This is a genomic window from Shewanella decolorationis S12 (assembly GCF_000485795.1).
GTDB classification, from domain to species: Bacteria; Pseudomonadota; Gammaproteobacteria; order Enterobacterales; family Shewanellaceae; genus Shewanella; species Shewanella decolorationis.
The window spans coordinates 635,337-647,750 of record NZ_AXZL01000076.1; the positions used below are offsets into that span (position 1 = coordinate 635,337).

General features: G+C 47.1%; 9 protein-coding genes and 1 pseudogene. 3 read left to right on the forward strand and 7 right to left on the reverse strand.

Annotation, left to right across the window (positions count from 1 at the left end; genetic code table 11):
- Positions 1 to 132 precede the first annotated feature (132 nt).
- The gene (galK, locus tag SHD_RS19770) at positions 133 to 1,278 is read left to right on the forward strand and encodes a galactokinase (RefSeq protein WP_023268759.1); all 1,146 of its coding nucleotides are present in this window, start codon (positions 133 to 135) and stop codon (positions 1,276 to 1,278) included.
- Positions 1,279 to 1,401: 123 nt separating this feature from the next.
- The gene (locus SHD_RS19775; RefSeq protein ID WP_023268760.1) at positions 1,402 to 2,433 is read left to right on the forward strand and encodes an aldose epimerase family protein; all 1,032 of its coding nucleotides are present in this window, start codon (positions 1,402 to 1,404) and stop codon (positions 2,431 to 2,433) included.
- A gap of 109 nt (positions 2,434 to 2,542) precedes the next feature.
- Here the strand turns inward: SHD_RS19775 and SHD_RS19780 are convergent, their stop codons facing one another.
- Both SHD_RS19780 and SHD_RS19785 read right to left on the reverse strand, forming a co-directional pair.
- Positions 2,543 to 2,947: a hypothetical protein gene (locus SHD_RS19780; protein ID WP_023268761.1), complete on the reverse strand. Its 405-nt coding sequence runs from the start codon at positions 2,945 to 2,947 to the stop codon at positions 2,543 to 2,545.
- Between the two features lie 322 nt (positions 2,948 to 3,269).
- Complete coding sequence (locus SHD_RS19785) at positions 3,270 to 4,268, reverse strand: NAD(P)H-quinone oxidoreductase (protein WP_023268762.1); 999 nt, start codon at positions 4,266 to 4,268, stop codon at positions 3,270 to 3,272.
- 427 nt (positions 4,269 to 4,695) lie between these two features.
- Here SHD_RS19785 and SHD_RS19790 point away from each other — a divergent pair.
- Positions 4,696 to 7,788, forward strand: a pseudogene (locus SHD_RS19790) (M9 family metallopeptidase).
- A gap of 279 nt (positions 7,789 to 8,067) precedes the next feature.
- Here SHD_RS19790 and SHD_RS19795 read toward each other — a convergent pair.
- The 5 genes from SHD_RS19795 to mrcB all read right to left on the reverse strand — a co-directional run bounded on the left by SHD_RS19795 (position 8,068) and on the right by mrcB (position 12,343).
- On the reverse strand, positions 8,068 to 8,451 hold the full coding sequence (locus SHD_RS19795; protein WP_023268764.1) for an SMI1/KNR4 family protein: 384 nt from the start codon (positions 8,449 to 8,451) through the stop codon (positions 8,068 to 8,070).
- Between the two features lie 93 nt (positions 8,452 to 8,544).
- Positions 8,545 to 8,805 carry a hypothetical protein gene (locus SHD_RS19800; RefSeq protein WP_023268765.1) on the reverse strand — a complete coding sequence of 87 codons (261 nt, stop codon included), beginning with the start codon at positions 8,803 to 8,805 and terminating at the stop codon, positions 8,545 to 8,547.
- Between the two features lie 266 nt (positions 8,806 to 9,071).
- On the reverse strand, positions 9,072 to 9,521 hold the full coding sequence (locus SHD_RS19805; protein WP_023268766.1) for a hypothetical protein: 450 nt from the start codon (positions 9,519 to 9,521) through the stop codon (positions 9,072 to 9,074).
- Positions 9,522 to 9,692: 171 nt separating this feature from the next.
- Positions 9,693 to 9,971 (reverse strand): peptidylprolyl isomerase, encoded by a 279-nt coding sequence (locus tag SHD_RS19810; RefSeq protein WP_023268767.1) that lies wholly within the window; start codon positions 9,969 to 9,971, stop codon positions 9,693 to 9,695.
- A gap of 77 nt (positions 9,972 to 10,048) precedes the next feature.
- Positions 10,049 to 12,343, reverse strand: coding sequence for a penicillin-binding protein 1B (gene mrcB / locus SHD_RS19815; protein ID WP_023268768.1), 2,295 nt, complete (start codon positions 12,341 to 12,343; stop codon positions 10,049 to 10,051).
- Positions 12,344 to 12,414 lie beyond the last annotated feature (71 nt).

The window sequence follows — 12,414 nt, forward strand, 5'->3', positions numbered from 1 at the left end:
ATCACTATCGTTTTTCCCTAACAAGACTATCGTCTTTGCCATAGAAAATCTCAGTTACATCGCCGACTTAGTCGTGATATAAATCGAAGACAAGAACGAAATTAGCTCAGCTTTTTTGGAAGTCTTTTAAGCATGTCGAACCCTGCGCAGCGCGCCACTAAGTTATTTGTCCAAACCTTTGGCACTAAAGCCGATGATTTATATCAAGCCCCAGGTCGAGTAAATCTGATCGGTGAATACACGGATTACAATGACGGTTTTGTTTTACCCGCGGCCATTAATTTTCATACCGTTATCGCCGTTAAACGCCGTGAAGATAATAAGTTTCGCGCCGTTGCCGATGCCTTTCCGGGCCAAATAAAGGAATGGAGCTTCGGCAAAGATACCGAAATTCATCCTGAAGATGGTTGGGTGAATTACTTAAAAGGCCTAACCGTCGCCATGGCCAACACTGGGCTTATCGCCAAAGGGTTAGACTTAGCAGTCGTGGGCGATGTACCGCTAGCAGCGGGTCTATCCTCCTCCGGCGCCTTAGTTGTGGCATTTGGCACCGCCATTAGCGACAGTAGCCAACTGCACCTCTCACCTATGGCGGTGGCACAGCTCGCTCAACGTGGTGAATATCGATATGTTTCATCGGCTTGCAGCATTATGGATCATATGGTTTGTGCCATGGGCGAGCCGGATCATGCCCTGCTTATCGACTGTCTGGATCTTGATAGCGAACAGATTGCGATCCCTGAAAACCTCAGCCTGATCATTATTGATGCCCATATTGAGAAACAACGTTTAGCAGCAATCAATGAGTTGCGACGTGAAGAATGCGCTCAAGCTGCCGAGTATTTTGGCCTCGACGCCCTGCGCCACCTCGATCTGCGTCAACTTGAAAGTGCCAAGGATAAATTGGATGAAACTCTGTATCGCCGCGCTAAACATGTCGTCACCGAGAACAAACGTACTCAGAGTGCAGCACGGGCACTAGAGCAAAATAATCTATCTAAATTCAGCCAATTAATGGCACAGTCCCATCAATCGTTACGGGATGATTTTGAGGTAACGCTTCCTGAGTTCGACACTCTGGTGGATATAGTAAGCCAAGTGATTGGAGAGCGTGGTGGCATTCGCATGACCGATGGCTGCGTGGTTGCCTTAGTGGATCATGAGCTAACCGATGCGGTAGTTTCTGCGGTCGAACAGGCCTTTTTTGAGCAAACAGGGATAGATGCAACTGTTTATCTCTGTTCAGCGAGTGCTGGCGCGGGGCGAATCGATAGCTAGTCAGTCAATTACGCTCAATCCATTTATCCAGACCAATACCATACGAATTCAGCCATGAATCAGTGGTATTTGTTATTTTTAAGAGGCAAAATCAAAAGGTTAAATCACATAGAGGGAAGCTAAATGGTGCGTTTTAGTGTATTAGATCCTTGGACAGATCCCCGCGGCGGCGAAATTGAACGAGTGCGGATAGACAATGGCATCATCGCCTTAGAAGTGCTCAGTTTAGGTGGCATTATTCGCTCACTTTGGACGCCGGATAGACAGGGAGAGCGCGCCAATATCGTGCTTGGCTGCGACAGTGCCGAAGATTATTTAACCCAAAACGCTCACCTAGGTGCTATCGCTGGACGTTTTGCCAATCGTATTGCCATGGGCAAGCTGCAATATCAAGGACAAGAGTATCAACTGGATATCAATCAGGCCAGTAACTGTTTGCACGGTGGCCGAGAGGGTTTTAATCGAAAAAACTGGCACTTAGGTCAGCTTCCCGACGGTGTGCGTTTGTCTCTAGTCAGCCCAAATGGCGACATGGGGTTCCCTGGCAACTGCACAGTTCAACTTGACTATCGCCTTGCCGCTAATAACCTCTATGTGGAAATTCTCGCCTCTGTAGATAAACCTTGCCCTGTTAGTCTCACGCAACATTCCTATTTCAATCTTGATGGTCAGCCCAACAACCACCAGCATCGTATGCAAATTGATGCTACACGCTATCTCACCATGAATGAGGTCGGTATCCCTACGGGCATTGCTGAGGTTAAAGACAGTATTTTTGATTTAACTCAAGGTGTTACCCTAGGAGACAAACTCAAAGACCCGGCGCTGGCCAGTACCCAAGGCTACGATCATTGCTATCTGATGGACAACCCCGATAATTCGCTGCGTCGTTTTGGTTGTTTAAGTAGCCCAGTGAGTGGTCGCGCCATGACGGTTTTTACCAATCAGCCTGGTGTACAACTTTACTGTGCTAACTTTTTAGCAGGAACCGTGGGGCGAAACCATCAAAGTTTGAACCAATATCAAGGTGTATGTATTGAACCACAAATGCTACCCGACTCGCCGAATCAAGCTCTACTTGGAGAGGATGCGTGGTTAGTACCAGGTATAATTTATCATCACATTAGCCGCTATCAATTTGATATTGAAGGCTAAAAATAAACGTATTAGGGAAAAAATTGTAGAGAAAAGGAAGGAAAAGCTGGTAAGGAATAAAGTGGATTATTCCTTACCCTGACCGAATTTGCCCTAGGCAAACTCAGTGTTAATCGTCGAAATCATCGCCCCAATCTTCATCAAAATCGGCGCCAATGGCATCGGTTTCGATTTCAGGCTCAACATCGGCCTTAGCCTTACGTACGGGGCCAGAATCCTTCACATTGTTCAGGTCAATACGGGCTTGATGCTTGCTCATAAATTGAGCACGAGCTGCTTTCCATGCGCCGCTAAACTTAGCCTCTGCAGCTTTTAACGCAGCATCATCTAAATCATGTAGGTTTACTTTAACTATGTCTTCTACATACTCAACAATGGCATCACGGTCGGTATTATAGAGGTAGATTCGTCCAGGGGAAGCCTCTGGCAGCTGGTTGTCATGGACGACAATCGCGTTGCCCTTCGATGTTCTCAGCTCACCATACCAAACCTGTTTCTTTGCTGTGTTATACATATATGCCAATACCCTTAAATCAACACATACACTATGAGTTTTTTAGTCTGAATAAGCGAAGCGTCGCTTGCTTTGATCCACGAATAGCGCCGGAAAGTCTCTGACGTTTTCAACTGGGTATTTTTACAGAATATTTCCGATAATCAATGCCTCATACCATGAAATTTTCACTTATTACGCATTAATTTCGGCCAAAGTCTCTAAAATATTTTGTCATTAACGACTTTAGTCTAAAAAAACATCACAGCAAGTTTTAATTCGGCGACTCGCCTCCATCAAAGGATTGAGGCGAGCGCATTTATGCATATGTTACTCAGTGAGATCACAAGGTTAATACCACTTTGCCTCTATGTTCACCCGACTGCATAAGCGCATGGGCCTTAGGTGCATCGTTCAATGGGTACGTTGCAAAAATATGCGGCACAATTTGCTGGCTATCGAGCAAAGGCCAAACACGTTCATGTAATTGCCTTGCGATTTCAGCTTTAGCTTCAACCGTTTGAGGTCTGAGAGTTGAGCCTGTCCAAACAATTCGCTTCGCCATCAACTGAAGAATATTGACCTCTGCCTTGCCGCTACGTTGGGTCGACACAGACACCATACGGCCATCAAGCGCTAATGCTTGAAGATTCAAGTTGATAAAGTCACCACCTGCAATATCAAACACCACATTAACGCCTTTACCTTGGGTAAAGGCCATGACTTCTTCGACAAAATTCTGGGTGTTGTAATTGACTACAAGGTGGGCACCTAATCCAGCGCAATAGTCGCGCTTTGCGTCCTGCCCCGTGGTTGTAATCACTGTTGCACCTAAATGCTTAGCAAGGGAAATCGCCGTACTGCCAATACCGCCTGAGCCGCCGTGGATCAATACCGTTTCGCCCGCTTTTAGTCCCGCGCGCATAAAGAGGTTGCCCCAAACGGTAAAAAAGGTTTCAGGCAGCGCTGCTGCTTGCACCATCGAAAATCCCTTGGGAATGGGCAAACAATGAGCTGCATAGGTCAAGGTGTATTCCCCATAGCCCCCTCCGGGAACTAAAGCACAGACTTTATCCCCCAATTGCCATTGGGTTACTCCCTCACCTAAGGCGCAAATCTCACCAGCCACTTCCAGCCCTAAAATTAACGATGCTCCGGGGGGTGGCGGATAGACTCCCGCCCTTTGCTTAAGATCCGGCCCATTCACCCCAGCCGCACTTACACGGATAAGAACTTGTCCAGCACCAACAACCGGTATGGGTGAACGGGAAAGTTGCATTACCTCAGGTGCACCGGGCTGTTCAATATGAATATGGGCATAATCTTTTGGTAAATCTGACATAGCTAACTCCTTGTACAACTTTTGGATTTCAGGCTCATATCGGCACTACGCAGGTTCAAACCTATTAACAGGTAAATGCTCTTGCTGACAGTTAACGAGTCAACAAAGGGAAGCCTGCAACCAAGTTCAAGCGAAGCAACATTAAAACAATTGCGCTCTAGATTACCAATCTTTATTGGTCACATGACCATTCAACTTGAAAAACACAATAAAAACAGATTGATGCACTCAATGTAAAATATTTGTAAATTTTTAACGATTTATATTGGATATTTTATGCAATTTACACCATGATATTTCGGCGCTAACTGAATTAGATAAGCGTTAAATTCAGTTAGACCAATGAGGTCCGAGGTTAATTGCTGTAATACATCGGATAACGCCCAAGGAAGATCTGCTTTGCAGATAAAATAATGATGGAAACACCATGAAACAGACGCTACTTTTCGCGGCTATTAGCTTAGCCATTGCAACACCTTCGTTCGCCCATAACCATTTAGTATCAGACCAACACGCTGCAATCCCCAGTACTTTAGCACCAATAGCTTCGCCGTCAGCGCCACTCAATTTTGATGCCAGCCATCGGCCGTTATTACCCAGTAACAGCTTGATAGCCTCCCCTAACGAGCCGACACACTCTGAGTACCTCGATGCACATTCTGCACAACAGCAGGCGTTGCTCGAGAACTCTCCGAGATCAAAAGTCAGCCGCTTTGCCGCCAATGCCGACTGTAGTAACTTTGTTGGTAAATCGGGCCAAGCCCTGTTAGATGAGCTAACGCAGTCCACGCCACAGTGTGTCGGTAAGCTATTTAATCTCAAGGGAAGTGACGCAAGCAGCGTATTTAGTGAAGCGAATGTATCCACAGTTGCTAATGCGATTGCGGCCAAGGCGCCCCAATACACTGGCGTGGATAACCAAGGCATTGAGTCACATATTTACTTTGTGCGCGCCGCGCTTTATGTGCAGTTTTATAATCCTAGCGACGTACCCGCCTACAGCAGCGCGGTAAAAAACAATTTAAAATCAGCGCTTAATGCTCTCTTTGCCAATAACGCCATTTGGACACTCTCCGATGCCAATGCCAGCGTGCTCAAAGAAGCACTGATCCTGATTGATTCCGCTGAACTGGGGGCTGATTTTAACTTTGTCACCCTCAAAGTGCTTAATGACTACAACAGCACATGGCAAGCCAGCTTTGCGCTGAATGCGGCCGCCAATACCGTGTTTACCACCTTATTCCGCGCCCAGTGGAATACTGACATGCAGGCACTGTTTGCCCGAGATCATGCCATTTTAGATGCGCTCAACCAGTTCCAACTTAACCATAGGGACTTACTCGGCACCAATGCTGAATATGTTTTAGTCAATGCTGTCAGAGAGTTATCTAGACTGTACTACATTGATGCCATGCGCCCCAAAGTGACCCAATTGGTCAAAAATATCTTAAATAGCACCAGCAAAAATGATCCCAGTAAAGTGCTGTGGTTTGCAGCTGCCGAGATGGCAGATTACTACGATCGCAGCAACTGCAATGCTTATCAGATCTGCGGTTTCAAGGCGCAATTGGCCGCCGATAGCTTACCGTTTAATTGGAAATGCTCCGACAGTCTCAAGATCCGCGCCCAAGATCTTTACCAAGATCAAGCAAAATGGGCATGCGGAGTATTAAATCAGCAAGAAAGCCATTTCCACACGATACTCGAAACGGGAATGCAGGCGGTCGCACAGGATAACAATGATGATTTAGAGCTGGTGATTTTTGGCAGCTCGTCAGAATATCAATCCCTTGCCAACAGCATTTTTGGGATCAATACCAACAATGGCGGCATGTATTTAGAAGGCTCTCCCGCAGGACTTAAAGACCAAGCGCGCTTTATTGCCTATGAGGCCGAATGGCGTCGCCCAGATTTTCATGTGTGGAACTTACAGCATGAATACGTGCATTACCTTGATGGTCGCTACAACCTGTTTGGCGACTTCAGCCGCAGCGTATCCGCCAACACAATTTGGTGGATTGAAGGATTAGCGGAATATATTTCATACCGAGATGCCAACCCCGCTGCCATCGCCATGGGTGAAACGGGCGAGTATATGCTCTCAACCATCTTTAAAAACACCTATGACTCTGGCCAAGACCGCATCTACCGTTGGGGTTACCTCGCCGTACGCTTCATGTTTGAAAATCACCGCGATGATGTTCGCCAGATCTTAACCTTCCTGCGTAATAACCAATATGCTGAATATCAAGCATTTATGGATTCCATTGGCACCCGCTATGACAACGAATGGCGCGGCTGGCTCACCAGTGGTTTAAGCACCGCCAACAACGGTATTGTCGATAAAGGCCCAAGTGATGAACAGGCTAATGCCAGTGGTCGCGAAGGCAACTGGGAAGGCCCGACTGGTACCATCAGCAAGGATTACTCACCCTGTCAAGTCAGTAACGAAGCATACCGCTACAGCGAGTCTGCCAGCCTCAGTCTTGAGGTTCCCATGGAGTGTATTGACGCCAAACAGGGCCGAGCCAGCTTTAGCTTTGCCAATACTGACCGCTCGGCTCAGGATATTTGGATCAAAATTGGCGGTGGTTGGGGTGATGCCGACATTTATTACGATTCAAGGGGATGGGCAAGTGCTGAAAAAAATCAGGGCTATGGCATCGGCAATGGTAATTACCAAGTGATCAAAGTGAGCCTAAACCCGAATGAGTATTGGCACTATATCACCCTAGAAGGGGATTTTGGTGGTGTTGATATGCTGGTGAGTACCACTGAGTTAGTTGCCGATACCGATCCCGACTTAGGTGATGGCGGCGATACTGGTGGTGAAGTACCCAGCAATTGCGGTGCCGCAACCATCAATTACGGCAAGCTAACCCTCGGAAAAGATGAATGTATTAGCGGCGGCCGTAATAGCTTTTATTTCTGGGTCGATGCTGACAACAGCCAATTTAGTGTCAGCACAAGCGGGGGAACAGGCGATGCCAATATTTACTTTAATGCCAATACTTGGGCAAGCGCGAGCAATGCCCAAGCCAGCAGTGTAAATCCAGGCAACAAAGAGTCCTTTAGCTTTACGGCAAACCGTGGCTGGCGATATATCACTGTTGATACCACGAGTGAATTTAGTGGCGTGACCTTCAACCTTAAAGCCGGTGGTGGCAGTAGCGTTCCTAATCAAATTGCCAATGCCTGTGCGACTAAATCACCCGTGAGCTATACCCAACTCACGCCGGGTGATGCCGTCTGTAGTGCCAATGGCCGTAATGACTATTACCTGTGGGTTCCCGAAGGAACAAGCCAATTAGAAGTACGCTCGGCCCACGGAACTGGAGATGTCAGCCTTTACTCGGGTCGCAGCTGGGCCAATGCCCAGCAATATGAAGCCGCCTCAACAAACGCTGGCAGCACTACGGAGTAAATCAAGGTCAATAATCCCAGTGCTGGCTGGTATTACATTACGCTCCAAAGTGAAGGCCAGAGTGCAGGTGTAGCCCTTCAGGTAGATTTACGTTAATCAGCCGCGCTATTGCGGTATAAGCTAAAGCAAAAATCCCTGCTAAGCAGGGATTTTTATTATTTCAATCGGTTAGCACACTAAAACAGCTTTAGCATTGCCTCAAACTCACGCGCTTGTAGTGGTCAATTGTTTGATAAACCAGCCATTGTTAACCGCGATTAAAAGTAGAGGGTAATCTGACACAGAATGATGAATGGTCTCAGCAGCACGATTAAGGATGGGTGTCCAGATTTGCTCTCCGAAGGCGCGCATTGCAACGCCTTGTTAGGCTTTGGCTTATTCAATATAACTTAAAAATTCGTCAAATGTACTAGCTATACGAATAACTTCTTCAGTATTTGAATTACATGAATCAATACATACTACCGCGCTAGTTTGCTGTTCAATTGCAAGCAACTCACCGCCGCCGTTGCCACCGAAAATGAAATACCCAGAAAAAGCCTTAGATGCATCAGATTCAAAATAGCTTAGAGCGTCTTGAATAGAGTCCAGTACAAAGTATAAAGGCTGAACCCTTAGCGATGCCTCGCCACCGTTGGAGAAACGAAGCAAATTTATGTACGCCTCTGGGAGTTCAAAGTTTATTGCGCTCTGCAATTGGTTAATTTCAGAGTCGTCAGCGCCTTTGCTTTTATACCATTCTATATTTTCATGAAACATTATATTTATGCACCAGCCTAACGCCCGCAGCATGCGCGGCTTTGTAGTGAAGGCGAAGCCACAACGGAAAAGCCGTCGCCGCGCCAGCCTTTGTTAACTGTGACTGGCAACCAGCTTGGTGCATTCATCGATAATTTCCGTAACGCAGTTTTCTGCTTTGATGCCTATGTTCTCATGGTCGTATTGTTCGTGTGCAAGAAGACCAAATGCTGCCAGCTCAGTTGGCCAATCAAGATCACGGTTGATTTCTCCGAGCTTGGCACAACCAAGGTTAGAATCAATATCACCCGCCAATATTTTCTTAGCGATGCTCACCGCATCAGCTAGCATTTTGATTTTCTCGGTTTCTTCCATAGTTTGCTTTTACAGTTAAACGTTTGAGCTCAGGCCGCGGCCCGTAAGGGCCGTCGCGCCTGCTGTGAATTGTTAGCTGACATACCCACCATTCTTAAGCCACAACTTTGCAGTATAAATCTAGCCACCCATTTTAAATCAACAACATAATGTACTTTAGGTTTATCTACAACTTGTCCGAGTTAAATGACCCCGCTTAGGGATAAGAATATGAGCCATAATCGCCAAGCAGCCCTATATTTTATCCCTGCGTTCGAAGGGAGAGACTAGATAAGATTGTTAGCTTTCGCAGGTTCCAAATAATCAAACAAGCTGTTCCTTTGCTCTTTATTTAAAGCGTAGTAACTAAACTCTATATGTTCGCCGTTAGCCTCTAATAGTTGTATTTGCTTTGGATACTGCGAGGTAACTTTATAGCCACAATATGAAGCTTTATTTATCTTTTGGACTTCATCATAGGTCGAAACAAGAATGTTCTGGTCGTCTATTGTGATTGAAAATGAATCAATTTTTGATTTGCCAGTGTTGAAGAGGAGTAACCATAGGGGAATTAAAATATTCACCGCTAGAAAAACAATAAACATCAGTAAAAAAGTATATTGATCACTTTTTGAACCAACTATGGTGAGTAATCCTAATTGTGGGAGGAGTAATGTCAACGCAGTCTTATAGAGCCTGTCGAGAATGCTCTGCAAATTTGTTTGTTTTAAATCCATTTACACATACCAGAAGCTAACGTCTTATTCTTGCATTTGCGCGTTTATCCCGTGGAAACACAGGAAACGCGCACAGTTAACTATTTTTTGAAAATAAGCGTTTAGATTGGTGTTGAAATGCAGTTTAATGCGTCGATAGGTCAGCTTATTGACTCAATCAACGCAACCTGCTTAAGTGCGATACAACACCTTCACCACATGCCAACCAAACTTGGTTTTAACGAGATGTGGCACCAGTAGCTCACCGGAAAAAGCGACTTTATCGAACTGCGGCACCATTTGCCCACGTTTGAATTCACCGAGATCGCCGCCCTTTTTCGCCGACGGGCATGAGGAATAGCGCTTGGCTAACGCGCCAAAATTCGCGCCTTTATTTAATTGCTTAATAATATCTTCCGCCTGCTCTTTGTGTTTAACAAGGATATGCACTGCGGCTGCGGTTTTAAACATCTTGTACTCTCTTTATCAAAAACAGCGGTGCAATTAAGTAACACCGCCGTTATCGCTTTACCTATTAAGAATAAGTGTTACTGACCTAAAATCTTCTGCCACCACTGCAACGGCTCGCCGCAGTTTTTAGCTGGATTATAAGTGCCTCTCAGGGCGGGTAATGCCTCAGTATTACTGCATCCCGCTTCCTTGGCTTCGCCCGTATCTCGGTCAAAATAGCCTTGGATCACACCCGATGGCGGAATAGAACGCAGCCCAATGGGTGGTCGCTCCTTCAAGAAGGCTTGGTATACCGCCATCGCCCCGCTGCTGCCATAAAGACTGGTTTTACCGTTATCGTCGCGACCGACCCAAATCGCCGCCACGTTACGCTCATCAAAACCGGCGAACCAAGAATCGCGGCTATCGTTACTGGTACCAGTTTTACCCGCCAGCGCCACACCAGGGAAGGCATTTCCTAAGCGCGTTGCTGTACCCGAGCGCACCACTTGCTGCATGGCATATTGCACCAAAAAGTCAGTATCAGGCGTAATCGCTTGCTCCTTGGCTGAACGCGTTACGGGCAAAGGCTGATTATCACTATCGAGCACAGCGGTGACTGTGGTGAGTTTACGATAAGCGCCGCTATCGGCGAGGGTTTGATAAACCTGCGCCACCATTAAGGGTGAGCCATTCACCGCGCCCAGTAGCATAGACGGGTACTCGTTAAGTGGTTCTTCCCAACCCGATTTGGCCAGCGTGGTTGCCACCGCATCGACTCCAACGGCAATCCCGAGGTTGACCGTCGGCACGTTCATCGATTTTTTCAGCGCCGTTAATAACGAGACCTGGCCGCTAAACTTCTTATCAAAGTTCTGCGGTGACCAGGTTTTGCCCTGTTCATTCTTTAGGGTAATCGGCTGATCTTTGAGTGGCGATGCCAAGGTAAATTTACTATTCGGCGCCAAGGCGGTCGCATACACAAATGGCTTGATAAGCGAGCCTATGGGCCTGCGGATCTCTACCGCGCGGTTATAGCCGTCAAAGCCCGGCGTCTTATCACCCACCATGGCCGCGATACCGCCAGTGTATTTGTCGGTGACCACCATACCTATCTGCAACGACTTATTGCCCTTATCTAAGCTCTTAAAGGTTTGAGTCACGGCGATTTCGGCGGCCTCCTGCGCCATAGGATCAAGAGTGGTGTAAATCTTCACCCCAGATTGCTTTAATAATGCATCGCCGTAGCGCTCGTTAAGCTCTTGTTTAACCAAGGCATAAAACGCAGGTAATTTTTGATGCACAGGCTTATTGGCATTACGCAAACCTAAGGGCGATTCCACTGCAACCTTATATTGCGCGGTAGTCAGCTCACCCGACTCCATCAATAACCGCAGCACTAAATCGCGGCGCTCTAAGCTGCGCTCAGGGTAACGCCATGGGTTGTAGTAAGATGGCCCCTTAATCGCCGCTACTAAAAAGGCTTGTTGCGCCGTGGTTAACTCACCGATGGGACGACCAAAATAGAATTGCGAAGCCAGCCCCATCCCATGCACGGCGCGGGATTTATCTTGCCCCATATACACTTCGTTAAGGTAAGCTTCGAGAATTTCTTCCTTGCTGTAGCGAAAATCGATAATCACCGCCATTAAGGCTTCGCGAACTTTACGCAGCAATGAGCGCTCGCTCGAAAGGAAAAAGTTTTTCGCCAACTGCTGGGTCAGTGTCGAGCCGCCCTGTACGGTACGACCCGCGCTGATGTTCACAAAGGCGGCACGCAGAATAGCAAACGGATTCACCCCGTGGTGCTCGTAAAAACTGCGGTCTTCCACCAGCAATAGCGCCTGCACAATATGTTTGGGCATATCTTCGGTAGAGACAAAGAGCCTATCTTCGCCGTCACCGGTGATCATGCGGTCGAGCAATACAGGTTCTAAATGGAAAACCGCCAACTGGCGCTTATCTTCCATGCGCGCAATAGAGCTGACGCCTTCACTATCGAAGGTGATCATCACTCGCTGCTCAGGCTGATCACCTTCAGGATGCAAAAAGGGACGACGCCATAATTCGATTTTGGTGCTCGATGCAGAGAACTCACCTACCTCGCGGGGATTGGCGACTTTGCGATAACCAAGTAGCTTTAACTCGGCCATCAACTGCGGATGACTCACGGCAGCGCCTGGGTATAACGCCATGGAGCGGCTAAATACTTGTGCGGGTAAGTGCCATTTTTGCCCCTCAAACTTACGGGCGATAATTTGGTCGAGGTAAATACCGTAGAAGGTCACAACGGCGAGGCCGATTAAGGCGAGCTTCCAAGTGAGCGACCAAATGTGCCCAAACAGGCCACGGCTGCGCTGCGCTTTCGCTTTTTTTGTCGTCTTAGTTGTCATATCTACTTCATCATTTATGCGTTAACGGCATCAGTCACAGGCACAACACAAGGTTGTAAATCAAAGCAGTC